The organism is Stenotrophomonas beteli, assembly GCF_001431665.1.
Classification (GTDB): domain Bacteria; phylum Pseudomonadota; class Gammaproteobacteria; order Xanthomonadales; family Xanthomonadaceae; genus Stenotrophomonas; species Stenotrophomonas beteli.
Map to the genome: position 1 here is coordinate 64,265 of NZ_LLXV01000019.1, position 26,754 is coordinate 91,018.

Here is a 26,754-nt window from a genome sequence, read left to right on the forward strand (position 1 = left end):
CGGCCGGCACTACCCCTTTGGTGTCTGGCGCGGCTTGCGCGTGCGCTTCGGCTTTGCGCTATCCGCACCGCTGGCGGCGCCATCCTGCAGCGCCTGCAGCCAGGACAAGGTGTCCACGTAGTCGATGAAATGCCGCAGGTAGCCGGGACTGGTCGCCTGCATCATGTCCAGCATGCGTTGCACCAGCACCGCCGAGTTCAGCGGGCCGCCGTCGGCCGGGGCCTCGGCACGCAGCGAGCGGCGCACCTGCAGTTCGCTGCGCTGCTCGGACCACTCGCGCTGCACCTGCTGCAGCATCGGCAGCTGCGGGTAATGCGGCAGCGAGCGCGACCCTGCATCCAGGTCGCGCACCAGTGCGCGCAGGCCTTCGAGCGCTGGCGGCTTACTTGGCATCCGGCGCCTTGGGCTTGGGAATCGGCGCGATCTCGACGCGACGGTTGCGTGCGCGGCCCTCTTCATTGGCATTGGAACTGACCGGCTGCTCGCTGCCGAACGCGGCGGCGAACACGGCGTCAGCCGGTACGCCATCGGCGATCAGGGTGCGGGTCACGGTCAGTGATCGCTGCGCGGACAGCTCCCAGTTGTCGGCGAAGCGGCGGTTGCCTTCGCGCACCGGTGCGTCATCGGTGAAGCCGCTGACCATCAGGATCTCCTCGCGGCTGCCCAGGTAGGCGGCCAGCGGTGCGGCCAGGCTGCGCAGCAGCTCCTGGCCTTCCGGCTGCAGCTGGTCGGAGTTCAGCGCGAACAACACGCTGCCGCTGATGCCGATGCGGCCGTCGACCAAGGTCACGCGACCGGCGGCCAGCGGGCCAGCCAGTGCCTGCTCCAGTGTCTGTAGGCGCTTGGCTTCGGCCTGGCGCTGCTTCACTTCCTGGTCCAGCCGCTGCGACAGCTCCAGCTGCACGGCGACCACGCCGACCAGGATCAGCACGAACGCGCCCAGCAACACCGACATCAGGTCGCCGAAGGCGGCCCAGATCGGGGCGTGCGAACCGCCGTCGACCTCCAGCTCGTCGCTCATGCGCTGCCGGCCTTGCCGCGGCGCGTGGCCAGCTGCTGCAGTTCTTCCATCACCTGCTTCTGCGACAGCAGGCTGAGGTCGACCACCTCGCGCGCCTGTGCCACGTAATAGGCCAGCTGTTCATCGCTGCGCGCCAGCGAGGCATCCAGTGCACCGCCGATCTGCTCCAGTCGGCCGGACAGCTCGCTGGAGGCGCTGCCGAACTGCGCGACGGCTTCACCGAAGGCACCGGCCAGCTGGCCTACGTCGCCGGCGCTGCCACTGAGCTGCGCGGCGATGCTGTCCAGCTTGCCGGTCTCGGCGGCGATATGGTCGGTGAAACGGTTGCCAACGCGTTCCAGCAGCGCGGCCGAACCACCGACCAGTGCGTCCACCGCCGTGCGCTGTTCGTGCGAGGCATGGTTGATCGCATCGAGCAGGGTCTGCACGGTGGCCAACAGGCGGCCGCGTTCTTCCAGCATGGCGTTGTCGCGTACCAGGCTTTCAGAAAGCGTGCTGCGCAGTTCATTGATGACGTCGGCGGCAGCCTTCGGCGCAGCGGCGGCGGTCTGCAGCAGCGTGGACACTTCGGCGAGGGTGGCGCTGGCCTGCGCGCGGCCGTTCTCGCCGATCTGCTGTGCGGTCGTGGCCAGCGCGTCGCAGACCTGCTGCTGCTGCGCGGCCAGATCGCGGGAGACGGCCTGCAATGCGTCGCTCCAGTGTCGCAGGCGCTGCTCATCGCTGGCCTGCAACTGCGAATGCAGCGTGGCGTGCGCCTGCCGCAGTTCGGCGCTGACCGCGTCCCAACGCGCCTGGCGCTGTTGTTCACGGCGGTCCAGGCTGGCCTGCAGTTCGGCGTGCGCGGCCGCAGCGGCGGCCTGAGCGGCCTGCCAATCCTGCGTGCGCTGCTGCTCGTGGCCCTGCAGCAGTGACTGGCTGGCGGCGTGGCGTTCGTCCAGCGCCTGCAGCAATGCCTGCGCACGCTCATCCAGATGCTGACTGGCGGCCTGCAGGGCCTGCTGCTGGCGCTCGGCCAGCGTGGCATTCAGTGCCTGCTGGTGTTCAGCGGCGGCGCGCCAGGCCTCGGCGTTGCCGTTGGCATCGGCCTGCAGCCGCTCGCCGATGCGGGCGAGCAGTGCATCGGCCTGCGCACCCTGGCCATCGCTGAAGGCCTGCAGGTGCTGGCGAAGATCGTTCACCAGCGCCTGCTGTGCCTGGGTCTGTTCGCCGACGACCTTGGCCCAGCTGGCCTCGGTCGCAACGCGGCTGCGCTCGAAGCCGTCGCTGAGGCCGGCCAGCTGCTGCTGCACGGCCTGTTCGACGCGTGCGTGCAGTGCTTCGCCGTGACGGGCCAGGCCAGCCAGGGTGGTCTCGGCCAACGGCTGCAACGCACCGCCGATCGCAGTGGCACTGGCTTCGGCGCCTTCGCGCAGCGACTGCTGCAGCGAAAGTGCCAACCGCTCCTGGAGCGTCTGGCTCTGGGTGAGGAATTCAGCCTGGCCGGCCAGCAGGCGCTCATTGGCGGCCGCGCTGTGCTGTTCAAAGGTGCTGGTCATTGCCTGCAGGCGGTCGACCAGGCCGGGAAGGGCGGCGGACTGCGCCTGCAGCAGGCGCAGCGATTCGGCGCGCTGCCAGGCCTGCGAGTACGGATGCAGGTCACCGGCAATGGCCCGGTCCAGCTGCTGCACGGCCTGCAGGCGGTCCCGGCGCAGCAGCGCCGCCAGCAGGCCCAGCATGGCCGAGCTGGCCACGCCTGCGATCGAGGTGCCGAATGCCACCGCCAGGCCCTGCACCGGCGAGGCCAGCGAGCCGCGGATGGCGGCCATGTCGGTCGCGCTCTGCAGCGCCAGGCCGGTGCCGCGCAGCGTGTCCATCATGCCCAGCAGGGTGCCGAGCATGCCCAGCAGCACCAGCAGGCCGACCAGGTACGGGGTCAGTACCGGTGCGGGCAGGGCAGTGCGCTCGCCTTCCACGCGCAGGCGCACGGCGTTGCGCAGGCCCACCGGCACGCGCTCCAGCCAGGGGGCGAGGCTTTCCTTCGCGCTGGACAGATCGTTCAGTGCGGTGCGCAGGCCGTTGCTGGCCTGGCGGTAGCGGTACAACTCCACGCCGCCGGCGATGTAGCAGGCCGCGATGATCGCCGCGACCGCTGCACCCAGCGGATGCACCGACACATAGCCAATGCCGATCCAGCACACGGCCAGCAGGCCGACAAGGAATACAACGACATGGAAAGCAGTTCTGGACATGGTGTTCCGGTCAGTGGGAGCGCAGGGCGTCTTGCAGCCCTTCGATCGGGTGGAAGCGCAGCTGCAGCTCGGCGAGCAGCAGCGTGCGCATGTCGTGGCGGAAGGCCGCGCGCCAGTCGGGCTGGCCGTGCACGCGTTCAAAGCGGGCGCCGAGCACCGTCGGCGCGATGGCCAGCAGGCTGTGCTCGCGCGGGGTGAGGGTCTGTTCCATCACCGCATCTACTTCGGCCAGCCGAGCCAGGTCGGGCGACGCCTGCACCAGCTGGTCGCGCAGGCGGCCGCGCAGGCGCCCGGTGGCGGTCTGGATGGCCTGCTGCAGCACCCGGTAGCGCTGGCGCAGCGAGGCGAAATTCGGCACAGCGGCCGCTTCGGCCAGGTCCAGCAGGCGCTCGGCCTCGGCGTCCTCGTTGATCGAGGCCAGCAGGCTGGCATGCGCCTGGGCGCAGTCGGCCAGCACGTCCTCGACCGCTTCGGCGGCTTCACCGGGCTCGGGCAGGCGTCCGCCCAGCGCCCCGGACAGGGCCACGGCACGGCTCCAGTCCACCCACTGGCCGAGGCGATCGGTCAGGGCGGGACTGCTGGCCGGCATCGCGCCGTCGCTGAGACGGGCGAGCAGGCGGAGGAACTCCGGTCCACCCAGGACCGGCTGCGCTGCGTTCGCCATCAAGGGGTGAGGGGCCAAAAACCGTTGATTTTACAACCAGATGACCCCGGCTGGATGAAGGCGTGGCCGGGGCGGGGCGCCCGCAGGCGCGACAAGGCTTAGAATGTCCGGCTGCACCCATCCCGTTCGACCCCTGGAGTACCCCATGACTGTTGCGCAGTTCTACCCGATCGGCACCCCCGGACAGCCCTGGGGCGACGCGGAACGCGCACAGTGGCGGGCCCGCCAGCAGCGCCAGCGCAGCTACCACGATGACGTGGTGGCCGCCCTTGAGCGCCTGGACGACAGCATTTTCGATGTGATCCAGTACGGCCAGCTGGACTACGCACCGGACCACTACCCCTTGTTCGCCGTGGTCAACCACGACTGGAACCCGGCGCTGCCGACCGCGCTGATCACCGGTGGCGTGCATGGCTACGAGACCAGCGGCGTACACGGCGCCCTGCAGTTCCTGGAACAGCAGGCCGAGCGTTACCTGGGCCGGCTGAACCTGATCGTGGCGCCGTGCGTCAGCCCATGGGGTTACGAGCGCATCCAGCGCTGGAACCCGGATGCGATCGACCCCAACCGCAGTTTCCGTGACGGCGGCCAGATCGAAGAGGCCGCCGCCCTGATGGCCTGGGTGGCCGAGCGCAAGCCGAACCTGCTGGTGCACCTGGACCTGCACGAGACCACCGACAGCGACCTGCACGAGTTCGATCCGGCCCGCTGCGCCCGCGACGGCAAGCCGTTCGAGCGCGACACCATTCCGGATGGCTTCTATGTGATCGGCAACAGCGAAGATCCGCAGGCCGAGTTCCAGAAGGCCCTGATCGCCGCAGTGGCGCCCATCACCCACATCGCCCCGGCCGACGCCGAGGGCAACCTGGTCGGCCTGCCGCTGCAGTCGCCGGGCGTGGTCTGGGGCGAGTCGCGCTCGATCGGCGCCTGCGCCGGCTTCACCGATGCACGCTTTGCCACCACCACCGAAGTCTATCCGGACAGTCCGCGCACCAACCCGCAGGAATGCAACGACGCCCAGGTGGCGGCGGTGTGCGCGGGCCTGGATTTCGCCCTGGCGGCGCAGTAACGCGCCACGTTCCTGGCAGCGACCGGCATCAACCGGCGCTGCCTCACTGGCGAGGTGGCCACAGCCGGTGAAGCCGACGGGCGGCAACCGGCGAACACATCCAGATCGCGCTGGTACACCGCGCTGTTGACCCCGAACAGGCCCAGCAGCGAGTGGAAGACGTTGTCGTGGCTGTGCGCCCGGTGCAGGGCATTCTCGCGCAGGCAGGCCAGGTCCAGGCCTGCGTTGCGGCTGAACTCCGGCGAGAACCACATCACCATCGGCACCTGGGTCTGCTCGCGGGGTGCGATGATGTAAGGCGTGCCGTGCAGGTACATGCCGCGTTCGCCCAGCGACTCCCCATGGTCGGACACGTAGATCAGCGCAACGTCGCGCCGGTCCGAATAGCCCTGCAGCAGGTCGATGGCCTGGCCCAGCATGTGGTCGGTATGCACCAGGGTGTTGTCGTAGGTGTTGACCAGTGCCTCGTTGCTGCAGTGCTGGATCTGGTTGCTGTCGCAGGTCGGGCTGAAGGCACGCGAGGCTGCCGGATAGCGCTCGAAGTAGGTCGGGCCGTGGCTGCCGAGCTGGTGCAGCACGATCAGGGCGTCACCGTTGAATCCGTCGATGCGTGCGCCGAGCTGATGCAGCAGCACGTCGTCATGGCAGGTGCCGTCGGCGTTGACGCACTGGCCGGGCACCTTCAGTGCGGGCATGTCCTCGGTCGGCACGCGTTCGCATACGCCCTTGCAGCCGCCATTGTTGTTGTTGCGCCAGAGCACGCCAACGCCGGTGCGCTGCAGGATGTCGAGCACGTTTTCTTCGGTTGCTGCGCGGACGTCGTCGTACTGGGCGCGGGTCATCTGCGAGAACATGCACGGAACCGAGATGGCCGTTGCGGTGCCGCAGGAGGAAACATCGCTGAAGCTGATGACGCCGTCCGTGCGCGAGAGGTGTGGGTTGGTCGCGCGGGGATAGCCGTTGAGCTGGAAATTCCGGGCGCGCGCGGTCTCGCCGACGACCAGGATCACCAGTTTCGGACGCGGGCCTGGCACGCGCCGTGCGTCCGCGCCAATCGGGCGCAAGGGTTGCTGGCGGTTGCTGTAGAGGCCTGTCAGATAACCGTGTGTATGGCGCACCACGTTCAATGGGAGCACCTGGTCACGGAGATAGCGGTTGTTGCGCAGCAGCGAGGAGTAGTCCTTGTAGAACGCAAAGCCGATCACCAGCAGCATCGCCAGCGACGCCAGAACGTTGGCCGGCCACACCAGCAGTGACCGTATCGAATCCGCTCCGCTGGCAGTGCGCACCCAGGCCAACCCGGCAGCGGGCATCACGCCAAGCGCCAGCAGGGTCAACAGCAGCGGCAGCGAGAGATACGCGTTCAGTTCGGCCTGGTTGGTCTCGAACACGTTCTGCACCATGCTGCGATCGATCAGCACGTTGTACTGCAGCATGAAGTAGCTGCAGGCGGCGCTGGTGACAACCAGTAGCGCCAGGAGGGGCTTGCGCAGCACCGGCAGCGCCAGCAACGGTGTCAGCAGTAGATTGAACAGGCAGAACAGCAGCAGCGGTAGGCTGGCCAGGAACAGCACGCTGCGCAGGCTGTTGAGGTCGATCAGCCCCCACAGCGTTTTCCAGAGGGCGATGTTTCCAATCGTGGTGAAGAACAGTGCGGTGGCCCAGACCAGAACGATCGGATGGGGCCGAGGAAAACGGAGGCATTGACGCACGAGCAGGTTCCGCAGAACAGGAGTGCGCGCAGTATCGAAACGGCTCTATCAGGAAGTTGTCAGGATTGCCGGGCTAGCCCAGCAGGATCACGCCCCACACCGCGCCGACCATCAACAGCGCGGTGGTCTGCGCGGCGCTGCCCATGTCCTTGGCGTTCTTGGACAGCGGATGCTGCTCCAGCGAGATGCGATCAACCACCGCTTCGATCGCCGAATTGAGCAGTTCCACCAGCAGGCTGATGAAGCAGACCGCCAGCAGCACTGCGCGCTCGACCGTGCTGATGCCCAGTACGAACGCTGCAATGATCAACAGCGCATGCAGAAGCAGCAGCTGACGAAAGGCAGCCTCGCCGCGGAAGGTGGCGATGAATCCATCGCGCGAATGGATGAGGGTGTGGAAGATGCGGCTGAGGCCGGTCTTGCCGTGCGGGTACTTGCCGCTGTCCTTGGGGTGTTGCATGCGGTTTCCGCCGTGAAGTAAGCATTCCCCAGCATGTGCACGCGTTCGTCAGGAAACCGTCAGAGCGGCCACTCCAGGCTGAACCGGCATCCGTGCTGCGAGGAATGCACCGTCATCCTCCAACCCAGATGGCCGACGATGCGCTGGACGATGGACAGCCCCAGCCCCTCGCCACTGTGCGGACTGCCGGGCAGGAAACGCTCGAACTGCTGTGGGTCGATACTGGACGGCAGGCCGGGGCCCGTGTCGGCGACGATGAATGCGGTATCGTGGAGGGCGACCCGCACTTCGCCCCTTTCGGTGTACTGGCAGGCGTTGCGCAGCAGGTTCCAGATCACGCTGTGCGCCAGATCCGCATTGGTGTCCAGCACGGTGTCGTGCCGGGCATCAAACGCAATGCGCACCGGCTTGCCGGAAAGCCAGGGCTGGCAGCGCTCAATGCAGGATTCGATCAGCGGGCGCAGGGGCACGTTGCTGCGCGGCACGACGCTGGGGGCGCGAGAGAGCAGCAGCAGGCAGGACAGCTGGCGCTGCATCTCCTGGGTGGTGCGCAGGATGCGCTCCGCGCTGGGAACCAGATGGCTGTCGGACGGCAGCTGGCAGGCAAGGGTTTCCGCAGCACCGCCGATGATGGCCAGCGGCGTGCGCAGCTCATGGCTGGCATCGCCGCTGAAGCACTGTTCGCGGTGCAGGAAGCGCTCCAGCTCGTCACTATGCCGGGCAAAGGCGCGGGCCAGTACGCCGATTTCGTCGCGTGCGTCCTGGTAGGGAAAGGGCTTGCGCCCGCGCTGAACGGCATCTGCCAACTGCGTGATGGGCGCGATGACGTGCGACGCTACCTTGCGGCCGATCAGGAAAGCGCCGAGCACGCAGATCGAAATAACCAGCGCTGCAAAGGCATTGATCAGGTGTTCCAGGTAGGCGTAGGCTGCCGCGTCCTGCAACAGGTAGTAGCGTTGCCCGCCACTGTCGAACACGCGCAGGTGCCACTCGTTGGGCGCCTCTTCGCCGTGGTAGCCCAGGCCAAACTGGCGCAGCACCACGGGTACGTTGCGGGCATCGTACAGCGCGCTGCCGGAGGGCAGGGTGGGGCGCTGGCCGTGGGCCAGCGCGTCCTGCAGGCGACGTACTTCACTGTCCTGGGTGCGTGCAACGACGGCGGCCCGGACCTGGTCGTAGTCGACCTGTTCGGCCAGCACGATCAAGCCCATCGCCCCAGCCATCAGCAGCACGAACGAAATCGTGATGCGGGTGCGCAGGGTCAGGCGACGGTAGAGGGCGGCCGGGGTCACGCCTGCATGCGCCAGCCGACGCTGTGCACGGTGGCGATCAACGCGCTGTCGAAGCTGCGGTCCACCTGCAGGCGCAGCTCATGGATGTGGGTTCGCAACGCACCGCTGTCCGGAGGCTCGTCGCCCCAGACCAGGTATTCCATTTCCTGCTTGCGGACCACGGCCGGCGCCGCGCGCACCAGGCACATCAGCAGCTTGTGCGAAGTGGGCGTCAGCGCGATGCAGCGACCTTGCCGCCAGGCCTGCGGCGAGCGCGTATCCACCTGCAGGTCCTTCCAGGCGAGCACGCTCTGGACCTGGCGGCCCTCGGCCCTTCGCACCAGGGCCTTGATCCGCGCGTCCAGTTCCTTCAGCGAGAACGGCTTGACCAGGTAGTCATCCGCTCCCAGTTCCAGGCCCTGTATACGGTCTTCGACCGGATCGCGCGCGGTCAGCATCAGAATGGGAACCGGATTCTGGAACTCCTGGCGCAGCTTCCGGCACAGTGTCATGCCGTCCAGGCGCGGCAGCATCAGGTCCAGCAGGATGGCGTCGTAGTCATTCTGCGTGGCCCGGCGCAGGCCGCTGGCACCGTCGCGGGCATCGTCCAGCAGATAGCCGAGCGGTTCAAAGAAGGCGTACAGGTTGGCAACCAGCTCGGGGTTGTCTTCAATGATCAGCAGGCGGGTCATGGCGTGCGTCCTTGCGCGTGGCCGAACTCTGCCCGATCCTTTGCCGAAATCCAATGCCCTTGCTGAATGGATCGCGGCCGGGGTTTGGCCCCGTCAAGCGACGTTCAATCGGCCGGGCTGCGTGAATCTCGGACCGAGTAGATTACCGAGAAGATCTTCCAGCCCTGTTCGGTCCGGATCAGCTGCCACATCTCCTTGCCCCAGTTGGTCTTCACTCCATCGTCGTGGAAGCTGTAGTCGAACGACACCGAAGCCACATCGCCATCTGTCTCGATCTTCGTGTTGGAGAATGTCTCCTCCTTCGGCTTCGGCGAGGCCACCGCCCCGTCGATCAGCGCGATGAAGTTGTTGGTGGGAATCTGCCGTGCCTTGATCGCATCGGGCTTGGCCTTGCGGATGTCCTGTAGGCGCGCATCCTCGGAAACGAACTGCCAGCCGATATCTTCCGGTTTGTCGGAGAAGAACAGGCCCATGTAGGTCGGCTTGTCCTTGTTGATCAGCGAGGTGCGGAACGATTCGACCACCAGTTCGATCGCCTTGACGTCGGCGGGGGCATTCTGCATGGCGTAGGCCGGCAGCCACGCCGGGAGCAACAGGGCGAGGGCGACGAAGCGTGCACGTGCGTTGGGCATCATGGGGTCCTGGGGAGGAATAGGGTGGCGCTGGCGCATCACCGCGCGTAGGTCCGCCAGAAGAGCACGCGGTCTTCGGTCCTGTTGATGGCGACGAAGACTGATTTTCCGGATGCGGGCGCGCAGCGAAAGACGCGGTACGACGCGCTGAGCGTCGCGTCGCCAGGCCACCGGTATCGATTGAACGCAACAGGATCACTGTCGTTGAATGTGGTTGCCTGGCAATCCGCAGGCAACTGCAGTGGTATCGCAGGGGGCTTGGTGAACGCCCGCGCGCTGGTGTTTGAATCGAGGTCGTGCACCTCACGCAGGTCGGTCACCTCGTGGGGTACCCAATCGGGAATCCATTCCTTGTTCACCATGTCGGCGTTGATGGCCTGCTGCTGGGTGTCGAACGAACTGTCCATCAACAGTCCGCAGGCGCTGAGCGCCGTGCAGGCCGTCAATGGAGGGATGGATCGCATCCTGGTCCAGATGGCGAGTGGAAGCATCGTCCTTGCGTCCCCGTGGAATGTCGTCGGGCCTATCGGGTCAGGGCGTCGAACAGGCGATTACGGTCCGCATCGCTCATCGACCAGCTCTGTCCGAGCGGGGCCATGCGAACGGATTCGGTCCGGCCACAGGCCCGGTACTGCCAGGTTTCCGAGCCATCGGGCTGGGCTGCCACGTCGATGCCCTCCAGGCGCGCGCACTGCAGCCGGGCCAGCGCCATCGGCGCGAAGTGCAGCATGTAGTGCTGCACCCGGTCGGCCGGCATTGCCGTGCCGGCAGGCAGCGGTTGGGCCGGGCCGTACTCGGCGAGCAGGCCAACGCAGGTCGCTGCGGCGGACAGGGGATTGCGACCGAAGGCGCGGGAGGCATCCCGCTCCACGCTCTTTCCCAGAGTCTTGCCTTCCTTGCTGCTGGCATAGGCCTCGGCGGCCTGCAGTTGTGCGGCGTCGAGTGTCGACAGCCAGTGCTGACGGCCCTCCTGCAACTGCAGTTTCAGGCCGGGTAGAGTCTTCTGGCAGCGCACTGCGATCGCCTGCGTCTGCACGAAATCCTGCCCACGATCGCCCGGCGTTGCGGTCGCTGTTGCGGCCGCTTGGGCAACAGCGAGGGCCATGCAGGCGATCACCAGATTCCGTCCCATTCCATTGCGCATCCTGCACCCCATGGAGAGTTTGATGGCGCACGCTAGCACGGATGCCGGGCGCTGCAACAGGCCCGCCTGTCGAGGTTTGACGTTGAAGAAGGAGGTACTCCGGGCGCTGGGGCCGCCTGACGTGGTGGAGCACGCCGGTGTTCCCTGTGCCCGCTATGCCAGCAGCGGATGCAGTAGCCGCTGTGCGCAGCGACGGTGGTATGAGAACCTGCTGGGCCTGGATACCGAAGCCTGGTCGCTAGAGCTGGATGCTTCCGATCGCGTGCCCGCAACGTCGCGCCTGAGATCACCGTAGAGGACCGCAATACGCGAATGCGCATCCATCGACCTTTCATCTTCATCGCAAGCCTGGCCCTGATGGCGTTGTGCGGGCTGATGGGCGTACTGGTGCTCATCCATGGCTTCAACCGAGCAGGGCCTGCGCTGCGGCAGGCTGTGCCCACTGGAGATCTCCATCCGCCTGCTTTGGTGAACGGGGATTCGAAATACTGGTGGCGATGGGGCTCTCTGCCACAGCGCTGATGTGCGGGTATATCGCACTGCGGGAGGGCATGCATGGCGGGCCGCAGAGGCGGGCGGGGCGCCGTGGGCGCAGACACCGCCGACCGGGGCGGCCCCGGTCGTAAGGTGTCTGCACCGATGCAAATCGCTGCGTGTGGGGACGCTGCAGGTCGCTTCAGCGATGCAGGGCGTCGATGATCAGCCCGGTGGCGATCTCCACCAGCAGGTACTCGTTATCGGACTGACGCACCCAACGCCGGTCGCGGCCCGGTTCGCGCAGGTCATAGCGCGCGTAATCGTCTACCCAGTAGCGGCGGTCCACTTCGGCCCACGGCAGGCGCTCACCACGCCGCCAGGCCTTCTTCTGCCAGCCCGGCGGTGGCGCATCACGGTTGTGCGGGCCGCCAGCATGCGGCGGTGGGCCATTGCCACGGGCGTGGTGTGGCGGATCGGCGAAGGCGGGAGCCACTGCCAGGGCGGTGGCGGTGGTCAAGGCAATGGCAAGCAAACGTGTGGTCTTCATCGGGATGCCTCCGTCATGGCCGCAGCATGCGGCGCCGTGGCCGGAATATAGGGTAGTCAGTGTGAATGAATACGGGTGTGCGCGGCACTTTTCTGAACAGCGTGATGTGCAGTCGCTGCCCCGGAACGGATCAGCGGGCCCCCTCCGTTGCGCCCCAGCCTCCGCCCAGCGACAGGAAAAGATCCACCTGGCGGTCGGCCCGTTGCGCGCGCGAGGCGGCCAACGCGGACTCGGCATCCGCCAGCGTGGCTTGCGCCGAAAGCACGTCAAGGAAATCGATCCGGCCGAAACGGTGAAGCTGCTCGGCCTGCCGGCTGGCCCGGGCGGCGTCCTCACGCGCCTGGGCCAAGCTGCGTTCGCGTTCAAGCGCCCGCGTGCAGTCAGAGAGTGCCGTCTCGGTCTGGCGGAGTGCCTGCAACACGATGTTGTCAAAGGAGGCGAGCGCGGCGTCGGCATTGGCGCCGGCCGCTGCAATGCGGGCTCGCGCCGCACGGCGGTTGGGCCAATGCCATGACAGCAGCGGGCCAACGCTCGCCCCGAAACTGTCGGCGGAGAGCAGCTGCCCGGCCGAACCGGCTGTGCCAAGGGACGCGCCCAGGGTGATCTGCGGATAAAGGCCCGCGGTCTCTGCGCCGATCATCGCAGTGGCCGCCGCCAGGCTGCGCTCTGCGGCACGAATGTCGGGGCGGCGCTGCAGCAGTCGCCAACCGTCGCCGACCGGCAGTGGCCGATCCAGCTCCGGGGGCTGCGGGCACACTTCCGCTTGCCTGGGATAGTCGGCGGGCAGCCTGCCCATCAATGCGGCCAGCTCGAACAGGCCGGCCTCGCGTTCGGCCGCCAGAGGCGGTATCGCCGCAGCACTGCGATTGACGGCCGCACCGGCACGGCTGATATCGAACTCCGTTCCGCGCCCTCCCAGGGCCAGTCGCCGGGTCGTCTCCAGCGTGGCGCGCTGCGTGGCGAGGACCTGCTGTGTTGCAGCAAGCGTACGATTGCTCGAACACACGTGCAGATAGGCACGGGTGACAGCCGCAGCGACCACGACCCGCACCTGATCGCGTACCGCAGCAACCGCCTCGGCGTCGGCGCCAGCAGCTTCAATGCTGCGCCGGATCCCACCTGCAAGGTCCAGCAGGTAGGACAGGTGCAGACCCAGCGCATAGGATTGCGGCCCGGCTGGCGCCTGGCTGTAGCCACCGGCATGGGTGAGCGTGCCTGATGCATCCACGTCGGCCTGCATGGAGCCGCGCGCCCGATGCTCCAGCACGGTCGCACTGGCGCGCCGCAGGTTGGCGTCGGCCGCGCGCAGATCGGAATTGGCTGCCAGCGCTTCGCGCACATACGCGTCAAGCTGGGGGTCGCCATACAGTTGCCACCAGCGATCTGGTGGTTCGGCAGCGCTGAACGATGGTGCCTGGGCCGAGACGAACGCCTCTGCCGCTCTGGGGGAGGCAGCGAGCGCATTGGCAGGCAGCTGATAGTCAGGGCCGGACACGCAGGCGGTCATGGGCAGCAGCAGGGCAAGCAACCCACCGCGTACTGTTCGCAGGCTCACTTGCAGGCTCCCTGTACCGAGGGCGTGATGGTCACAGACGCAGTGCGGCCCACGATCAGGCGTGCATCCGGCGGAGCGTCGTCGATACGGATACGTACCGGGATGCGTTGCGCCAGCCTTACCCAGGTGTAGGTCGGGGCCACGGCCGGCAGCAGGTTGTGCGTGCTTGAGCGTTGATCGTCGGCAATGCCGGCCGCGATGGTCTCCACGTGCCCGTGTATCTGCCGGTCGTCGCCCATCAGCCGTGCCACGGCGGCATCGCCCTCGGTGATGCAGCCCAGCTTGGTTTCCTCGAAGTAGCCTTCGACACGCAGGCTGCCGGTGTCGATCAGCGCCAGCGCCTGCGCACCGGGTTGCAGGTAGTCGCCCGCGTGCAGGTCCAGGTTGGTAATGATGCCGTCGGTGGTCGCGCGCACTTCGGTGCGTTGGACGTTGAGCTGGGCTACGCGCTGTTCGGCCCGTGCCTGCGCCAGCGCGGCCAACTCGGTATCGACCTTGGCGGCATTGCGTTCGCGGGTTTCCGAGGCGACCAGGTTGCCCAGCGCATTGTCCCGCGTCGATTCGCGGCGGGCCAGCGCCAGCGTTGCGCGTGCGCTGCTGACTGCTGCGTCGGCCTTCTCCAGTGCGGCGGCGAAGCGCGGTTGGTCAAGCACCAGCAGCAGCTGGCCGCTGCTCACCCGCTGGTTGTCGTGCACCAGCACCTGGGTGACCAGGCCTCCCATGTCCGACGCCACGCGCACCACGTCGGCACGCACCCGCCCGTCGCGCGTCCACGGCCGGGTTTCGTAACGATTCCAGATGGACAGTGCAGCGACGACGGCGAGCGCGAACACCACCAGCGTTGCGCTCCAGCGTCCGATGACAGCAAGCGTGTGTTTCATCTCATTTCTCGAACAGGGGCGCGAGCCGGATCATCAGCTCCGCCAGGATCACGAACAGGGACAGGCCCACCAAGGGCCGCGCGGCGAACAACCGGTACAGGCGGAGGCTGGCGAGCAGGCGCGAGGCCGTCACCGACAGCGCCAGCGCGGCGAGGGCCACCGCGAGCAGGCCGGGAACGAGCACGCCGTCAACGGAAAGGTCAGGAAGCATGAGGTCCGTGCCGATGGGTAAGCGGAGGCGCCAGCAGGTCGCGGCGCAGTCCGCAGAGCAGGTGCAGCAGATGCCCTTGATCGACCCCGCTGCTGGCTGTCGCCGCCTCGCGCATGCGGTCCAGCAGTTCCAGAAGATGGGTGTCGACAGTGCGCGGCGAGCAGGCGCGAACCCTGAAATGTGCAGCGATGCGCTCGACCAGCGCCGCATGAAGCGCCCGAACCTGCGGGTTGTGCAGCCGCTTTTCCAGCGCGCGGAGCTGGCGGGATGCGCGTGCCGCACGAAGGTCCGCAAACAGCGCCCGCAGGTCGTGTGCGGCGCTGGCACGACCCTGTAACCGCAGAGCCAGCAGCCCGATCCGATCCAGCATGCGGCTGAGCCAGGCGCGGGTCACATCCCCTTGCCCGGCGGCGAGCCGTGCGATGTCCCGACGGATCGAACGCTCCAGCCGAGCGCGGTTGCGGCCCGCATCGGCGGTCTGGAACAGCTGCATGCTGCACAGTGCCATTGCCGTACCGACGAACAACGCAACGCTGTTGTTGAGTGCGCCGACGATGTTGACCGTGTTGGTCGCACCCAGGCCAGCGATGAGCGGGAAGGTCAGTACCACGCCCAAGGCAGCCATGGTGAACGGCGGCCGGGCCAGGAACGATCCGCACAGCAGCAGCACCGGCGCGAGCGCGGCAATCAGGCCGACGAAATCGGACAGCGCGGGGAAGATCAGCAGACCGTAGAGCAGGCCGACGGCAACGCCGATGCACGATCCCACCAGGTAGCGCATGACATGCGGTGCCGGCGCTTCGAGGGTGCCGAACAGGACGCATGCCGTGCCGATGATGGACACTGCCGTGGCGCCCTCCGACCAGCCTGTGGCGATCCACAGCACGCAGCTCAGCAGGATGCCCACGAACGCACCCAGCGCGCTGCGCGCGGCGTTCCTGTGATCCCGGTGAATCACTGCGCCCTGCAACTTCCGCGCAAGGCGGTCAGGCACATGCAGGCGCCAGTCGGGGCGGGCAGTGTGCAGGTGTGCCTGCAGCACGCGGCAGTCGGCGTGGGCGAGGTCGAGTTCGGCCCGTTGCGCGGCGAGGCCGGCTTGCAGGAGCGCGTGCCAGCCGGTTGAATCCATCTGTGGTGAACGCAGCCGGGCAATGGAATCTTCCACAGCGCTGGACAGCATCAGGGCGTCCAGCATCCGGTCATGCAGGGCGCGCAGGATCTGCACCTGGGCCACGCCATGGGCGCTGTCGAAGGGCAGGTGGATCGACAGCACATGCAGCTCCAGCAGATCCGACGCCACCTTCGAGCGATCAGCCGCCAGCACCGTGTCCGCCGCACCGGCGCACATGTCACGTGTCCATCGTTCCGCATCATCCAGCACCGCAGCAACCCGCGCGTGCACGCGCATCGAGACCCGACGCGGCAGCACCAACCCATGTACCAGCGTAGCCGCAAGGATGCCGATGGAGATTTCCTGCACCCGCGTGATGGCGATGGTGAACACATCTTCCGGCACCATCACCGCAGGAAACCCGATCAGGCTGGTGGTATAGCCGGCCAGCAGGAACGCGTAAGCGCGTGGCGTGCGGTCGAGCACCGCCAGATACAGGCACAGCGCCATCCACGCCGCGAGCGCGGCGCTCAGCACCAGGGGGGCATTGGCGAAACGTGGCACCAGCGCAACGGTGGCGACCGCGCCGCCTACGGTACCGAGCAGGCGGAACAGGCCGCGGCTGAGCGTTGCGCCGGACAGTGGTTGCGACACCAGATAGACCGTGCCGATCACCCAGAAAGGGCGGTTCAAGCCGATCCGCAGGGAGACATACAGCCCAAGCGACGCCGCGAGCAGGCATTTGAGCGAGAACAGCGCCGCCTCCTGGTCAGTCCTGAGGGCAGGGCGCTTCAACCGTGCAAATGCCTGGAACACGTGGGGAAGGAATGGGGTGGGGAAGTGCATGCGGCTCATGCTAGTGATCGGCCGCCCTGTCGAATTTCGCTACAATGACAACCAATCGCTAAAACCGGTCAATGTGAGAATGGCTCGCGTTTCGCTCCCCGGCTTTGACCTGGACCCGGATGAGACCGATCGCCCGGCGGTCGCCAGCCGCCTGCAGGTAGCCGAGCACGACGCGGAGATTCCCGTGCATGAGCACCGCAAGGGCCAGCTGATTCTGGCGCTGCATGGGGCGGTGACCTGCGAAGTGGCCAATGCGTTGTGGATCGTGCCACCCCAGTGTGGCGTCTGGATTCCGGGTGGCATGCCGCACAGCAATCGCGCCACTGCCAACGCGCGCCTGTGCTACCTGTTCGTCGAACCCGGCACCGTCGATCTGCCCATGCAGTGCGTGACGCTGGCGATCTCGCCGATGCTGCGAGAGATGATCCTGCACCTGGCCGACGCGCCGCTGGACTACCCGCATGGCAGCCGCACCGACCGGCTGGCGCGGGTGCTGCTGGACGAGCTGGTGCAGATGCCGGCCGAGCACCTGTCGTTGCCGGTCAGCGATCACCCGAAGGTGCGTGCTTTGGCGGCAGCGCTGTCGGCGGATCCGGCTGACCGCAGCACCATCGGCCAGTGGGCCGCGCGCCTGGCCCTGGGCGAGCGCACGTTGACCCGGCTCATCGAACGCGAAACCGGATTGTCGTTCGGGCGCTGGCGGCAGCAGCTGCATCTGCTCATCGCCATTCGTGAACTCGCCGGCGGTGCACCGGTGCAGCGTGTTTCCGAGACGCTGGGCTACGAGTCGGTGACGGCCTTCATCACCATGTTCAAGAAGGCGCTCGGCCTTTCCCCGGCGCGGTACTTTGCGGTGCGCCTGCGTGGGCAGTAGCCGGGAACAACCCGGGAAGCCCTCGCCTGGGACGGCTATTTCAAGGTGCCGGCGACGGATTGAATCGCGGCCACCACCGCAGCAGGATCCTCGCGCTGGAGGGTGTGGCCGGTTGCCAGGTAGCGGTGCGAGCCGCGTGTGAATCCAGAGAAGAGCAGGGCGTGCTGTGCCTTCCAGAGTGCCTTGCCCGCTGCGGTTTCCTCGAAGAACAGCGGTTCGGCAGCCAGCTGCGTTGCAGTCAGCAGCGCCACCGGCACGTCCGGCATTGCGCGCGGCGTTTCCGCACCGGGGGCATCCAGTTGTTCGGTCAGCACGGCGTAGTCGGCGGCCATGGCCGGCGGCAGCATTGCCCGCAGCTGGGCATCGTCTGCCTGCATGCGGGCACTGTCGGCCTGCTGGAACGCGTGGCGCTGCCCCATCGTGGCCGGGTCCACCAGCACCAGGCCCTGCAGGCGCTCCGGATGGCGGCGTGCAAACTCGGTGGCCAGCAGGCCGCCGTAGGAGTGACCCACCAGCACGACGCGGCGACCGGGTGCGAGCGTGTCGATCACGGCCGTGAGGTCGGCCAGGTGCGCATCGATGCGCTTGGCATGGCCGTCGCTGCCGGACTTGCCGAGTCCTGCACGGGCGTAGGTGATGCTGTGGTAGTTGGCCCCCAGGCCGGCGACCACGTCCTTCCAGGCGCCCGCGCCCTGCCCGAAGCCGGATTCAAAGACCACGGTGATCGGGCCGGCCCCCGTCTCTTCGGCCTGCAGCGCGTAAGCACCGCGATCCACCTGGATTTCCCCTGCGTGGGCGGTGCCTGCAGTGGCCATCATCGCGGCCAGCACCCACAACGTCACTCGGCTGCTCTTCATTGCCATTCCCCTGGGCCGTGACGCGTGCCAGCCCTTCATATGGGTCAGGTCTGCAGCGGAGCGCCGCAGCCTGCCGACCTCGCGACAGGTCGTGCTGGTAAGGTAGTGAGGTATAACACCGACTCCCTGTGCAGGAAGTCATGGTGCGTGAGGTCGCTGCGCCTGCGCTGCAGCGCTTACCGGGCCGCTGTCCGCTTAGGTCAACGACGGCATGATGGCGGAGCCATGCCGTCTTTCGAGTCTTCGGCAAAGGAAGGGCCGACCGAGTGTGTTCAACACGTGCATCGCAATCAGAAGGCGTCCAGGTTGTCACGGCGAACGGGACGGACGCGGAGGATCTATCGCGACAGCGGGTGCAAATTCTGGCTGCGCGCTTTCCGGGTTGACGCTTTCAGCGCCCCAGCGCACTCTGCGGGTTGGGGTCGACAACCCGTTCAGGGGCAGGGCTGCACGGTGGTACCAGGAGGCGGAACAGCCATGAGCCAACTCACCGACAGCTTCGGACGCAGCTTCCCGTACCTGCGCCTGTCACTCACCGAAGCCTGCAATTTCCGGTGCAGTTACTGCCTGCCCGACGGGTACCAGGCCGATGGCCGCCCGCGCTTCCTGCAGGTGGATGAGATCCGCCGCCTGGTGCGGGCCTTTGCGGCGCTGGGGATGAGCAAGATCCGCCTGACCGGTGGCGAGCCCAGCCTGCGCAAGGATCTGAACGAGATCATCGCCACCGTGGCGGCGGTGCCGGGCATCCGCAAGGTGGCCATCACCACCAACGGCACACTGCTGCCGCGGCGCCTGCCGGGTTGGCACCGGGCCGGGCTGACCGCGCTGAACGTGAGCATGGACAGCCTGCAACGCGAGCGTTTCCACACCATCACCGGCCACGACCGCGTGCCGGAGATCCAGCAGGGCCTGGCCCTGGCGCAGGCGTTGGGCCTGCCGGCGATCAAGCTCAACGCGGTGCTGCTGCGTGGCCTGAACGACGACGAGCTGCCGCAGTGGATGGACTACCTGCGTGACCGGCCCTTCAGCGTGCGCTTCATCGAGCTGATGCGCACCGGCGACAACGAAGCCTATTTCCAGCGCCACCACCTGCGCGCCGACGTGGTGGTCGAACAGCTGCTGGCCGCTGGCTGGCACGAGCGCCAGCGCGCGGCCGATGCCGGCCCGGCGCGGGAGTTCGTGCACCCGGAGCATCGCGGCAGCATCGGCATCATCGCCCCGTATTCGCGTGACTTCTGCAAGGGCTGCAACCGCCTGCGGGTGACCGCCAAGGGCGACCTGCGGCTGTGCCTGTTCGGCGAGTTCGGCGTGCCGCTGCGCCCGCTGCTGCAGCGCGATGAGGACCACGACGCGCTGCTGGCACGCATCACCACCCAGCTTGGCCTGAAAGCGGCCGGGCATGGACTGCACCAGGGCCAGACCGGGCTGACCCCGCACCTGGCCTCCATCGGAGGATGAGCAACACGATGAGTGGGGAATTGAATGCGGCCTTCCACATGGCCGATGTCCGCAACAAGCGCATCAGCCGCCGCCGTGCGGTGGCGGTGGGCGAGCTGCATGCCGGTGCGGTGGCCTATCCGCTGATTGTCGAGCGTCGCCTGCCCAAGGGCGATGCGCTGGTGATGGCAGAGATTGCCGGCCTGCAGGGCGCCAAGATGGCCTCGATGATGATGCCGCTGTGCCACCCGCTGCCGCTGGAACTGGTGCAGGTGTTCTGCGCGCCGGTGCCGGAGCGGCAGGCGATCCGCGTGTGGTGCGAGTGCGCAAGCGAGGCGCGCACCGGCGTGGAGATGGAGGCACTGGCCGGGGTCAACGCGGCGCTGCTGACCCTGTACGACCTGAGCAAGCCGGTGGAACCAGCCTTGCGCATCGAAGGCATCCGCCTGCTGTTCAAGGAAGGCGGCAAGCGTGGTGTCTGGCTGCACCCGGATGGCATGGACGAAGCCGAGCGCGCGCGTTTCAAGCCGCGTGCGCCGAAGGGGCTGGAAGGTGCGGCCTGCGCGGTGATCACGCTGAGCGATCGCGCCAGCGAAGGCAGTTATGAAGATATCTCTGGCCCGACCCTGGTGACCGGGCTGAAGAAGCTGGGCGGCGAGGTGGTGGCCGCCGAAGTGCTGCCCGATGGCATCGAGCCGTTGGCCAGCCGCCTGCAGGCCTTGGCCGCCGAGGGCGTCCGCCTGTGCCTGTGTACGGGCGGTACCGGGCTGGGCCCGCGTGACCTGACCCCGGAGGCGCTGCGTTCCTTGAACGCGCGGCCGGTGCACGGCCTGGCGCAGATGGTGCGTGCGCTGAGCGCACAGCACACGCCGATGGCCTGGCTGAGCCGCGCCGAGGTGGTGCAGCTGGGCAACATGCTGGTGTTCGCATTGCCCGGCAGCCCGAAGGCGGCGGCGCAGTGCCTGGACATCCTGGCGCCGGTGCTCGGCCACGCATTGGCGATGGTCGAGGGGGATGGCCACTGATGATTGCCTACAGCGAGGCCTTGCAGCACCTGCTGGACGCGGCCACGCCGCTGCCGGCCGAACATCTGCCGCTGCATGAGGCCGGCGGCCGCACTCTGGCCGGTGACATCATCAGTGGGCAGTCGCTGCCGCCGTTCGACAATTCGGCAATGGACGGCTTCGCGCTGCGCGCCAACGGCGCGACGTTCGAAGCCGGTACCGAATTTGCCGTGCAGGGCTGGCAGGCAGCAGGCGATGCCGGCGCCGAAGGCGGCGAGGGCGCCTGGGAAATCATGACCGGTGCGCGCATGCCGGTTGGGCTGGATACGGTGGTGCCGGTCGAGAATGTGACGATCCTCGCCAGCGAAGAAGGACGCCCGACCCGCATTGCCCTGAAGGGCACGGTAAAGCCGGGCCAGAACGTGCGCCTGCGCGGCGAGGATGTGAGCGACGGCGAGCGCGTGCTGCAGGCCGGGCAAGTGCTGGACATCAATGCGCGCACCCTGCTGCATGCCATCGGCGTGGGTGAAGTGGCGGTGGTGGCACGGCCGAAGGCGGCGGTGATCGCCACCGGCAAGGAGCTGGTGACCGAGGCGGCGCAGACGCTGGAGTCCGGCCAGATTCGTGACAGCAACCGGCCGTATCTGGTTGGCCGCCTGCAGGCCGCCGGTGCCGAAGTGGTATGGCAGGGCACGGTGGGCGACGACGTGGCCACGTTCAATGCGGTACTGGATGAAGCGCTGGCTGCCGGTGCGCAGCTGCTGATCAGCACCGGCGCGGTGTCGGCCGGCCGCTACGATTTCATTCCCGACGCGCTGCGCGGCCGGGGTGCGCGCATCGTGTTCCACAAGGTGGCGATCCGCCCGGGCAAGCCGTTGCTGTTTGCGGTGCTGCCCAATGGCACGCTGTACTTCGGCCTGCCGGGCAACCCGGTGTCGGCAGCGGTGGGCCAGCGCTTCTTCGTCGAACCGGTGCTGCGCCGCCTGCTGGGGCTGGCACCGGAGCCGGTGTTGACGTTGCCGCTGCAGGCCGATGTGCGCACGCCGCCCGGCCTGCGCTTCCACGCGCGGGCGCGGGTGGAAGTGGATGCGCAGGGCCAGCTGAGTGCGCGTGTGCTGGCCGGGCAGGAGTCGTTCCGTCTGATGTCCATGCTGCAGGCCAATGCCTGGGTGGTGCTGGAAGGCGAGGGCGACCTGGCGGCCGCCGGCACGCTGGTGCGGGTGCAGGGTTGGGGGCATCATGATCCGGTGCAGCTGGCGAGCCAGGGGTCATGATGAGACAGGTGAATCTGCAGTTGTTCGGTGCGTTTTCCGATCTGGATGCCAGCCGCGAGATCGCGGTGGAGATGGTTGGCGGCACCGTGGCCGATCTGCGCCAGGCGCTGCGCGAGCTGCTGCCGGTGCGCTGGCCGGATTTCCGTGCGGGCCTGCTCGACTACTCGGCGTTCGCCGACCAGCAACGCGTGCTGCGCGACCATGACGCGCTGCCCGACGATGGCCGGGTGGCGATCCTGCCGCCGGTGAGCGGAGGCTGAGCGATGAGTGAGATGATCATCGCCAAGGTCGTGGATCGCGCACAGGCGGCGATCGATCCGGCCGAGGGCATCGCGGCAGTGTCCGATCCTGGCTTCGGCGGCATCGACGTGTTCATCGGCAAGGTGCGTGACGTCAATGTGGGCCGGCGGGTGACCGGGATCACTTACGATCTGTTCGAGCCGCTGGTGCTGAACGAGTTCAAGCGCCTGGCCGCCGAGGTCGAGGCCGCGTTCGGGCCGAAGCTGAAGCTGTATGTGGCGCATGCCAAGGGCCGGCTCGGCATCGGCGATGTGGCGGTGGTGGTAGCCGCCGGCAGCCCGCACCGCGACGAGGCGTTCCGGGCCTGTCGGCAGTTGATCGAGGTGGTCAAGCACCAGTGCCCGATCTGGAAGCAGGAGCATTACGAGGACGGCGACAGCCAGTGGAGCGAAGGTTGCAGCCTGTGCCATGCCGACAGCGAAGCTTCGCACGCCCATGGCCACGGGCATTGACCACGCCCTTCGGGGGGCGCCGGGTGCAGTAGACCCACGCCATGCGTGGCTAGGGCTTTCCCGATGAACCCGGCCGGCACAGCCACGCCTGGCGTGGCTCTACAGCGATGAGCATCAACGGCATCGTGCTGGCTGGCGGCCTGTCCAGCCGCATGGGCCGCGACAAGGCGCTGCTGCCGTGGCAGGGGCACACGCTGCTGGAACATATGCGCGGGCTGTTGCTGCAGGCCGGTGCCAGGCGGGTCTGGGTGAGCGGTGACTATCCGGCGTTTGGCGGCATCCCGGATCGGGTTGCGCGCTGCGGACCACTGGGCGGACTCTACAGCGTGGCAATGCAGATGCCTGACGGGCCGGCGTGGGTGGTGCCGGTGGATACGCCACAACTGAGCCCGGCACTGCTGCAGCGACTGCGCCTGGCAGAAGACACTGCCTGCGCTATGTTCGACGGCGAACCGTTGCCGATGCGGCTGCAGATCGATGATCATTGCCGCCGCGTGCTGCAGGAGCTGATTGAAGATCCGATGGCGCGCCGTTCACTGCGCGCGTTGCAGGAACGCCTGGGTGTGACCCGGCTGCCTCTGGCCGCGGAGGATCATGCTCTGCTGCTCAACTGCAATACCCCGTCGGAGTGGGAGTCCATCGCACCATGAAAGTCCAGCTGCAACAGCAATCGATGCGCCTGCGCGTGGATGAACAGGAGCTGGCGCGGCTGCTGGCCGGTGAGTCGCTGGAGAACCTGACCCGCTTCGGCGGCAGTGGCGGCTGGGGCGTCGCGCTGTCACTGCATGCCGGGGAGCAGGCGGTGCTGCTCGACGGTGGCACGTTCTGCCGGCTGGTGCTGCCGCGTGCGGCGGTTGAAGCGCTGGCGGGGCGGCTGCCGTGCCGCGATGGGCTGGGCTTTGGCATTGCACTGGATGACGACAGCCTGCTGCAGCTCCAGTTCGACGTGGACGTGCGCGACAGCGTGCGCCAGCGGGGCCCGCATCGGCGTTCAGAGCGCGCACCGGAGTAGGTGCGTGCAGGGGTGGGTGGCACGCTGTCGTATGATGGGGGCCTTCGTTCCTGCGTCGCGGCAATGCCCCTGAATCGCTCTGTCCCCGCTCCGTCCCGGCCCGCCACGCCCAATCCGGCGGCGGCCGACGACGGTGATGCGCTGCGCTTCTGCAGCACCTGCGCGTTCTCCGATGCCTGCACGTCGCAGGGCTATGACAAGACCGCGCTGGGCGAGCTGCATGTGCTGGTCGACCACGTCGGCCCGTTCCAGGCCGGTGACTATCTTTTCCGTGCGGGCGATCCGTTCGACTCGATCGCCGCGGTGCGTGCCGGCGTGGTCAAGACCTTTGTCGATGACAGCCAGGGCAACGAACAGGTGCTGGGTTTCAGCCTGCCGGGCGAGGTGATCGGGCTCAATGCCATCCACGGCGCGCGCTTCCCCTGCAATGCCGTGGCGCTGGATACCGTTTACCTGTGCCGGATCTCGTTTCCGCGATTGAGCCTGCTGGCCACCCGCATGCCGGGGCTGCAGGCGCGGCTGTTCAGCCTGCTCAGCGCCGAGATCGGCAAGGTGGCCACGCTGGCGGCCAACCATCGCACCGAGGAGCGCATGGCGACGTTCCTGCTGGATCTTTCACAGCGCTATGCCCGGCGTGGATTCTCGGCCACCCGCTTCAACCTGAGCATGGCCCGCACCGAGATCGCCAACTACCTGCGGATGGCGCCGGAGACGGTGAGCCGGGTGCTGCGGCGGTTGAGCGACGAGGGTGTGATTGCCGTCAATCAACGTGAGATGCTGTTGCTGCAACCCGAACGGCTGGCGGCGTTGGCCGTGGCCCGGGAATCCGGACTGGACTGATCAGGCAACCGAGGGCCGACCCATGATGCGAGCGGGACTGTTGTTGCTGGGACTGCTGGCCACGGTGCCGGCTTGGGCGGCCACGCTGACCGTTTCGGCCGCGTCGAGCCTGACCGAGAGCTTCCGCGAGCTGGGCGCGGCCTACGAGAAGGCACACCCGGAGACCAGGGTCGATTTCAACTTCGCCGCCTCCGGCGTGCTGCTGCAGCAGATCAGCCGCGGTGCGCCGGTGGATGTGTTCGCCTCGGCCGATGAAACCACGATGGAGCAGGCCCAGCAGCAGGATCTGCTGGCGGCTGGAACCCGCCAGGTATTCGCAGTGAACGCGCTGTGGGTGGTGGTGCCGCCGCAGGCCAGGGCTGCGCCGCGCACGCTGAAGGATCTGGCCGGCAACGGTGTGCAGCGCATCGCGCTGGGCAACCCGGACAGCGTACCGGTCGGCCGCTATGCCAAGGGCGCGCTGGAAGCGGCAGGCCTGTGGCCGTCGGTGCAGGTCAGGATCATCACCACGCAGAACGTGCGCCAGTCGCTGGATTACGTGGCGCGCGGTGAAGTGGACGCCGGCTTCGTCTATGCCACCGATGCACAGGCGATGCCCGACCGGGTGCGCCGTGCCTTCGCGGTGCCGGTGGCGGGACGCATCGCCTATCCGCTGGCGGTGACCAGGGCCAGTACGCAGCCCACAGAGGCCAGGCGCTTCGCTGCCTTCGTGCGTTCGCCGCAGGGCCAGGCGATCCTGGCCAAACATGGGTTCGGCACCCCCTGAGGCATGGATCTGGACTGGACCGCCCTGGGGTTGTCGCTGAAGGTGGCCGGCTGGGCCACCGCGATCAATCTGGTGCTGGGCGTGGCACTGGGCGCGCTGCTGGCGCGTCGGCGCTTTCCTGGCCGTGAACTGCTGGATTCGCTGCTGACCCTGCCGATGGTGCTGCCGCCGACGGTACTGGGCTACTACCTGCTGGTGCTGATCGGCCGCAACGGCCCGGTCGGCGCGTGGCTGCAGTCGTGGTTTGGCATCAACCTGGTGTTCACCTGGCAGGCCGCGGTGATCGCGGCGGCGGTGGCGTCGTTTCCGTTGGTGTTCAAGCCTGCACGCGCGGCGTTCGAAGAAGTGGACGGGCAGCTGGAACAGGCCGCGCGCACGCTCGGTGTGTCCGAAGCCGCGCTGTTCTTCCGCATCACGCTGCCGCTGGCGTGGCGCGGCATTCTTGCCGGCCTGTTGCTGGCGTTTGCACGCGCGATGGGCGAATTCGGCGCGACGCTGATGGTGGCGGGCAGCATTCCCGGCCGGACGCAGACGCTGTCGATCGCCATCTACGATGCGGTGCAGGCCGGCCAGGATGGCAAGGCCAATGCGCTGGTGATCCTGACCTCGGTGGTGTGCATCGTGATCCTGTTGCTGGCCGCGCGGCTGGTGGGCGGGCGTCGCCGGGAGCTGCGCGATGTGGCTTGACCTTCAGGTGCAGCGTCGCCTGCAGGCCGCAGGCCAGGAATTCGTGCTGGACGTCGCGCTGCAGTGCACGCAGCGGCAGGTGGTGCTGTTCGGACCCTCGGGCGCCGGCAAGAGCCTGACCCTGAAGGCGGTGGCCGGACTGCTGCGGCCGGGGCGGGGGCATGTTCGCGTGCGAGGGCAGGCGCTGTTCGATGCGGCCGCCGGTGTGGATCTGCCACCGCAGTGCCGCCGGTTGGGTTATGTGTTCCAGGACTACGCGTTGTTCCCGCATTTGAGCGTGCGCCAGAACGTGGCGTTCGGGCTGCAGAAGGGCTGGTTGAATCCGCGCGTGGGCCAGCGCTTCGACGCAGTGGAGCAGTGGCTGCACGCATTCCGCATCGACACGGTGGGGGATCTGCTGCCATCACAGATATCCGGCGGCCAGCGCCAGCGTACCGCGCTGGCGCGCGCCCTGGTGACGCAGCCGCAGGCGTTGCTGCTGGATGAGCCGTTTTCCGCACTGGACCATGATCTTCGCCAGCACCTGCGCCAGGAACTGGAAACGGTGCTGGACAAGACCGGCATCCCGTTGTTGTTGATCAGCCACGACCCGCAGGATGTGGCGATGTTCGGCCAGCAGGTGGCGCGCATGGTGGACGGCCGCATCGTCAGCGATTGACCTGCGGTTGTAGAGCCGAGCCCATGCTCGGCTGCCGCTGGCGGTGTCGCGAAAAGCAGCCGAGCGTGGGCT

30 protein-coding genes are annotated in these 26,754 nt (G+C 67.6%); 13 read left to right on the forward strand and 17 right to left on the reverse strand.

Going from position 1 to position 26,754, the window contains the following annotated elements; translation table 11 throughout:
* Nucleotides 1-9 precede the first annotated feature (9 nt).
* Genes ARC23_RS03865 through ARC23_RS03880 form a run of 4 tightly spaced genes read right to left on the reverse strand, consistent with a single transcriptional unit; the run spans nt 10 to nt 3,913 of the window.
* Complete coding sequence (locus ARC23_RS03865; protein WP_411847888.1) at nt 10-465, reverse strand: DUF2894 domain-containing protein; 456 nt, start codon at nt 463-465, stop codon at nt 10-12.
* Complete coding sequence (locus tag ARC23_RS03870; RefSeq protein WP_005409939.1) at nt 383-1,021, reverse strand: OmpA family protein; 639 nt, start codon at nt 1,019-1,021, stop codon at nt 383-385. The genes ARC23_RS03865 and ARC23_RS03870 overlap by 83 nt, the downstream gene beginning before the upstream one ends.
* Nucleotides 1,018-3,249, reverse strand: coding sequence for a DUF802 domain-containing protein (locus tag ARC23_RS03875; RefSeq protein ID WP_057496017.1), 2,232 nt, complete (start codon nt 3,247-3,249; stop codon nt 1,018-1,020). Before ARC23_RS03875 ends, ARC23_RS03870 begins: the two co-directional genes overlap by 4 nt.
* A 10-nt stretch (nt 3,250-3,259) precedes the next feature.
* Nucleotides 3,260-3,913 carry a DUF3348 family protein gene (locus ARC23_RS03880; RefSeq protein WP_057496018.1) on the reverse strand — a complete coding sequence of 218 codons (654 nt, stop codon included), beginning with the start codon at nt 3,911-3,913 and terminating at the stop codon, nt 3,260-3,262.
* Nucleotides 3,914-4,058: 145 nt separating this feature from the next.
* Here ARC23_RS03880 and ARC23_RS03885 point away from each other — a divergent pair, with 145 nt between their 5' ends.
* A complete protein-coding gene (locus ARC23_RS03885) occupies nt 4,059-4,982 on the forward strand; it encodes a M14 family metallopeptidase (RefSeq protein ID WP_057496019.1) in 924 nt (307 codons plus the stop codon).
* Here ARC23_RS03885 and ARC23_RS03890 read toward each other — a convergent pair.
* The 12 genes from ARC23_RS03890 to ARC23_RS03945 all read right to left on the reverse strand — a co-directional run bounded on the left by ARC23_RS03890 (nt 4,886) and on the right by ARC23_RS03945 (nt 16,530).
* Nucleotides 4,886-6,694 (reverse strand): phosphoethanolamine transferase, encoded by a 1,809-nt coding sequence (locus ARC23_RS03890; protein ID WP_057496020.1) that lies wholly within the window; start codon nt 6,692-6,694, stop codon nt 4,886-4,888. The two genes, ARC23_RS03885 and ARC23_RS03890, sit on opposite strands and share 97 nt — an antisense overlap.
* A gap of 73 nt (nt 6,695-6,767) precedes the next feature.
* Nucleotides 6,768-7,154: a diacylglycerol kinase gene (locus tag ARC23_RS03895; RefSeq protein WP_057496021.1), complete on the reverse strand. Its 387-nt coding sequence runs from the start codon at nt 7,152-7,154 to the stop codon at nt 6,768-6,770.
* A gap of 59 nt (nt 7,155-7,213) precedes the next feature.
* Nucleotides 7,214-8,446 (reverse strand): sensor histidine kinase, encoded by a 1,233-nt coding sequence (locus ARC23_RS03900; RefSeq protein WP_057496022.1) that lies wholly within the window; start codon nt 8,444-8,446, stop codon nt 7,214-7,216.
* Complete coding sequence (locus ARC23_RS03905) at nt 8,443-9,117, reverse strand: response regulator transcription factor (RefSeq protein WP_057496023.1); 675 nt, start codon at nt 9,115-9,117, stop codon at nt 8,443-8,445. Before ARC23_RS03905 ends, ARC23_RS03900 begins: the two co-directional genes overlap by 4 nt.
* 104 nt (nt 9,118-9,221) lie before the next feature.
* Nucleotides 9,222-9,752, reverse strand: coding sequence for a Cif family virulence factor (locus ARC23_RS03910; RefSeq protein WP_057496024.1), 531 nt, complete (start codon nt 9,750-9,752; stop codon nt 9,222-9,224).
* A 35-nt stretch (nt 9,753-9,787) separates the two neighbouring features.
* Nucleotides 9,788-10,156, reverse strand: a complete 369-nt coding sequence (locus ARC23_RS03915) for a hypothetical protein (protein WP_238985186.1) — start codon at nt 10,154-10,156, stop codon at nt 9,788-9,790.
* Nucleotides 10,157-10,272: 116 nt separating this feature from the next.
* Nucleotides 10,273-10,866, reverse strand: a complete 594-nt coding sequence (locus tag ARC23_RS03920; protein ID WP_238985187.1) for a hypothetical protein — start codon at nt 10,864-10,866, stop codon at nt 10,273-10,275.
* A gap of 703 nt (nt 10,867-11,569) precedes the next feature.
* Nucleotides 11,570-11,917, reverse strand: a complete 348-nt coding sequence (locus ARC23_RS03925; RefSeq protein ID WP_057496026.1) for an RcnB family protein — start codon at nt 11,915-11,917, stop codon at nt 11,570-11,572.
* A gap of 130 nt (nt 11,918-12,047) precedes the next feature.
* Entirely contained in the window at nt 12,048-13,472 is a 1,425-nt protein-coding gene (locus ARC23_RS03930) for an efflux transporter outer membrane subunit (RefSeq protein ID WP_057496027.1), read from the reverse strand.
* Nucleotides 13,469-14,353, reverse strand: coding sequence for an efflux RND transporter periplasmic adaptor subunit (locus ARC23_RS03935; protein WP_057496028.1), 885 nt, complete (start codon nt 14,351-14,353; stop codon nt 13,469-13,471). Before ARC23_RS03935 ends, ARC23_RS03930 begins: the two co-directional genes overlap by 4 nt.
* A gap of 1 nt (nt 14,354) precedes the next feature.
* A complete protein-coding gene (locus tag ARC23_RS03940) occupies nt 14,355-14,564 on the reverse strand; it encodes a DUF1656 domain-containing protein (RefSeq protein ID WP_057496029.1) in 210 nt (69 codons plus the stop codon).
* On the reverse strand, nt 14,554-16,530 hold the full coding sequence (locus tag ARC23_RS03945) for an FUSC family protein (protein ID WP_238985188.1): 1,977 nt from the start codon (nt 16,528-16,530) through the stop codon (nt 14,554-14,556). The genes ARC23_RS03940 and ARC23_RS03945 overlap by 11 nt, the downstream gene beginning before the upstream one ends.
* Before the next feature lie 70 nt (nt 16,531-16,600).
* On the opposite strand from ARC23_RS03945, the gene ARC23_RS03950 reads away from it, so the two are divergent.
* Nucleotides 16,601-17,395 carry an AraC family transcriptional regulator gene (locus ARC23_RS03950; protein WP_057496030.1) on the forward strand — a complete coding sequence of 265 codons (795 nt, stop codon included), beginning with the start codon at nt 16,601-16,603 and terminating at the stop codon, nt 17,393-17,395.
* A 35-nt stretch (nt 17,396-17,430) separates the two neighbouring features.
* Here ARC23_RS03950 and ARC23_RS03955 read toward each other — a convergent pair whose 3' ends face one another.
* Nucleotides 17,431-18,252 carry an alpha/beta fold hydrolase gene (locus ARC23_RS03955; RefSeq protein ID WP_057496031.1) on the reverse strand — a complete coding sequence of 274 codons (822 nt, stop codon included), beginning with the start codon at nt 18,250-18,252 and terminating at the stop codon, nt 17,431-17,433.
* Nucleotides 18,253-18,729: 477 nt separating this feature from the next.
* Between ARC23_RS03955 and moaA the strand changes: the two genes are divergently transcribed.
* The 11 genes from moaA (at nt 18,730) to ARC23_RS04010 (ending at nt 26,682) form a co-directional block, all read left to right on the forward strand.
* Nucleotides 18,730-19,710 carry a GTP 3',8-cyclase MoaA gene (moaA, locus tag ARC23_RS03960; protein ID WP_057496032.1) on the forward strand — a complete coding sequence of 327 codons (981 nt, stop codon included), beginning with the start codon at nt 18,730-18,732 and terminating at the stop codon, nt 19,708-19,710.
* An 8-nt stretch (nt 19,711-19,718) separates the two neighbouring features.
* Complete coding sequence (gene moaCB, locus ARC23_RS03965) at nt 19,719-20,714, forward strand: bifunctional molybdenum cofactor biosynthesis protein MoaC/MoaB (RefSeq protein ID WP_057496033.1); 996 nt, start codon at nt 19,719-19,721, stop codon at nt 20,712-20,714.
* On the forward strand, nt 20,714-21,967 hold the full coding sequence (locus ARC23_RS03970) for a molybdopterin molybdotransferase MoeA (protein ID WP_057496034.1): 1,254 nt from the start codon (nt 20,714-20,716) through the stop codon (nt 21,965-21,967). Before moaCB ends, ARC23_RS03970 begins: the two co-directional genes overlap by 1 nt.
* The gene (locus ARC23_RS03975; protein ID WP_057496035.1) at nt 21,967-22,227 is read left to right on the forward strand and encodes a MoaD/ThiS family protein; all 261 of its coding nucleotides are present in this window, start codon (nt 21,967-21,969) and stop codon (nt 22,225-22,227) included. The genes ARC23_RS03970 and ARC23_RS03975 overlap by 1 nt, the downstream gene beginning before the upstream one ends.
* A gap of 3 nt (nt 22,228-22,230) precedes the next feature.
* A complete protein-coding gene (locus ARC23_RS03980; RefSeq protein ID WP_057496036.1) occupies nt 22,231-22,719 on the forward strand; it encodes a molybdenum cofactor biosynthesis protein MoaE in 489 nt (162 codons plus the stop codon).
* A 107-nt stretch (nt 22,720-22,826) separates the two neighbouring features.
* On the forward strand, nt 22,827-23,369 hold the full coding sequence (gene mobA / locus ARC23_RS03985) for a molybdenum cofactor guanylyltransferase (RefSeq protein WP_057496037.1): 543 nt from the start codon (nt 22,827-22,829) through the stop codon (nt 23,367-23,369).
* Nucleotides 23,366-23,731: a hypothetical protein gene (locus ARC23_RS03990; RefSeq protein WP_057496038.1), complete on the forward strand. Its 366-nt coding sequence runs from the start codon at nt 23,366-23,368 to the stop codon at nt 23,729-23,731. Before mobA ends, ARC23_RS03990 begins: the two co-directional genes overlap by 4 nt.
* A gap of 63 nt (nt 23,732-23,794) precedes the next feature.
* Nucleotides 23,795-24,571, forward strand: coding sequence for a helix-turn-helix domain-containing protein (locus ARC23_RS03995; RefSeq protein ID WP_057496039.1), 777 nt, complete (start codon nt 23,795-23,797; stop codon nt 24,569-24,571).
* A 22-nt stretch (nt 24,572-24,593) separates the two neighbouring features.
* Nucleotides 24,594-25,337, forward strand: a complete 744-nt coding sequence (gene modA / locus ARC23_RS04000) for a molybdate ABC transporter substrate-binding protein (protein WP_057496040.1) — start codon at nt 24,594-24,596, stop codon at nt 25,335-25,337.
* Nucleotides 25,338-25,340: 3 nt separating this feature from the next.
* Nucleotides 25,341-26,024 (forward strand): molybdate ABC transporter permease subunit, encoded by a 684-nt coding sequence (gene modB / locus ARC23_RS04005; RefSeq protein WP_057496041.1) that lies wholly within the window; start codon nt 25,341-25,343, stop codon nt 26,022-26,024.
* A complete protein-coding gene (locus ARC23_RS04010) occupies nt 26,014-26,682 on the forward strand; it encodes a sulfate/molybdate ABC transporter ATP-binding protein (protein ID WP_057496042.1) in 669 nt (222 codons plus the stop codon). The genes modB and ARC23_RS04010 overlap by 11 nt, the downstream gene beginning before the upstream one ends.
* Nucleotides 26,683-26,754: the final 72 nt, after the last annotated feature.

Excerpts from the sequence above, each read along its gene's own strand:
- ARC23_RS03905 (WP_057496023.1), bottom strand. The coding sequence starts at position 9,117 with ATGACCCGCCTGCTGATCATTGAAGACAACCCCGAGCTGGTTGCCAAC.
- ARC23_RS03990 (WP_057496038.1), top strand. The coding sequence starts at position 23,366 with ATGAAAGTCCAGCTGCAACAGCAATCGATGCGCCTGCGCGTGGATGAA.
- ARC23_RS03875 (WP_057496017.1), bottom strand. The coding sequence starts at position 3,249 with ATGTCCAGAACTGCTTTCCATGTCGTTGTATTCCTTGTCGGCCTGCTG.
- ARC23_RS03945 (WP_238985188.1), bottom strand. The coding sequence starts at position 16,530 with ATGAGCCGCATGCACTTCCCCACCCCATTCCTTCCCCACGTGTTCCAG.
- modA (WP_057496040.1), top strand. The coding sequence starts at position 24,594 with ATGATGCGAGCGGGACTGTTGTTGCTGGGACTGCTGGCCACGGTGCCG.
- ARC23_RS03865 (WP_411847888.1), bottom strand. The coding sequence starts at position 465 with ATGCCAATGAAGAGGGCCGCGCACGCAACCGTCGCGTCGAGATCGCGC.
- mobA (WP_057496037.1), top strand. The coding sequence starts at position 22,827 with ATGAGCATCAACGGCATCGTGCTGGCTGGCGGCCTGTCCAGCCGCATG.
- ARC23_RS03970 (WP_057496034.1), top strand. The coding sequence starts at position 20,714 with ATGATTGCCTACAGCGAGGCCTTGCAGCACCTGCTGGACGCGGCCACG.
- moaA (WP_057496032.1), top strand. The coding sequence starts at position 18,730 with ATGAGCCAACTCACCGACAGCTTCGGACGCAGCTTCCCGTACCTGCGC.
- ARC23_RS03975 (WP_057496035.1), top strand. The coding sequence starts at position 21,967 with ATGAGACAGGTGAATCTGCAGTTGTTCGGTGCGTTTTCCGATCTGGAT.
- ARC23_RS03895 (WP_057496021.1), bottom strand. The coding sequence starts at position 7,154 with ATGCAACACCCCAAGGACAGCGGCAAGTACCCGCACGGCAAGACCGGC.
- ARC23_RS03995 (WP_057496039.1), top strand. The coding sequence starts at position 23,795 with ATGCCCCTGAATCGCTCTGTCCCCGCTCCGTCCCGGCCCGCCACGCCC.
- ARC23_RS03940 (WP_057496029.1), bottom strand. The coding sequence starts at position 14,564 with ATGCTTCCTGACCTTTCCGTTGACGGCGTGCTCGTTCCCGGCCTGCTC.
- ARC23_RS03915 (WP_238985186.1), bottom strand. The coding sequence starts at position 10,156 with ATGGACAGTTCGTTCGACACCCAGCAGCAGGCCATCAACGCCGACATG.
- moaCB (WP_057496033.1), top strand. The coding sequence starts at position 19,719 with ATGAGTGGGGAATTGAATGCGGCCTTCCACATGGCCGATGTCCGCAAC.
- ARC23_RS03910 (WP_057496024.1), bottom strand. The coding sequence starts at position 9,752 with ATGATGCCCAACGCACGTGCACGCTTCGTCGCCCTCGCCCTGTTGCTC.
- ARC23_RS03935 (WP_057496028.1), bottom strand. The coding sequence starts at position 14,353 with ATGAAACACACGCTTGCTGTCATCGGACGCTGGAGCGCAACGCTGGTG.
- ARC23_RS03980 (WP_057496036.1), top strand. The coding sequence starts at position 22,231 with ATGAGTGAGATGATCATCGCCAAGGTCGTGGATCGCGCACAGGCGGCG.
- modB (WP_057496041.1), top strand. The coding sequence starts at position 25,341 with ATGGATCTGGACTGGACCGCCCTGGGGTTGTCGCTGAAGGTGGCCGGC.
- ARC23_RS04010 (WP_057496042.1), top strand. The coding sequence starts at position 26,014 with ATGTGGCTTGACCTTCAGGTGCAGCGTCGCCTGCAGGCCGCAGGCCAG.
- ARC23_RS03925 (WP_057496026.1), bottom strand. The coding sequence starts at position 11,917 with ATGAAGACCACACGTTTGCTTGCCATTGCCTTGACCACCGCCACCGCC.
- ARC23_RS03885 (WP_057496019.1), top strand. The coding sequence starts at position 4,059 with ATGACTGTTGCGCAGTTCTACCCGATCGGCACCCCCGGACAGCCCTGG.
- ARC23_RS03950 (WP_057496030.1), top strand. The coding sequence starts at position 16,601 with ATGGCTCGCGTTTCGCTCCCCGGCTTTGACCTGGACCCGGATGAGACC.
- ARC23_RS03880 (WP_057496018.1), bottom strand. The coding sequence starts at position 3,913 with ATGGCGAACGCAGCGCAGCCGGTCCTGGGTGGACCGGAGTTCCTCCGC.
- ARC23_RS03870 (WP_005409939.1), bottom strand. The coding sequence starts at position 1,021 with ATGAGCGACGAGCTGGAGGTCGACGGCGGTTCGCACGCCCCGATCTGG.
- ARC23_RS03955 (WP_057496031.1), bottom strand. The coding sequence starts at position 18,252 with ATGAAGAGCAGCCGAGTGACGTTGTGGGTGCTGGCCGCGATGATGGCC.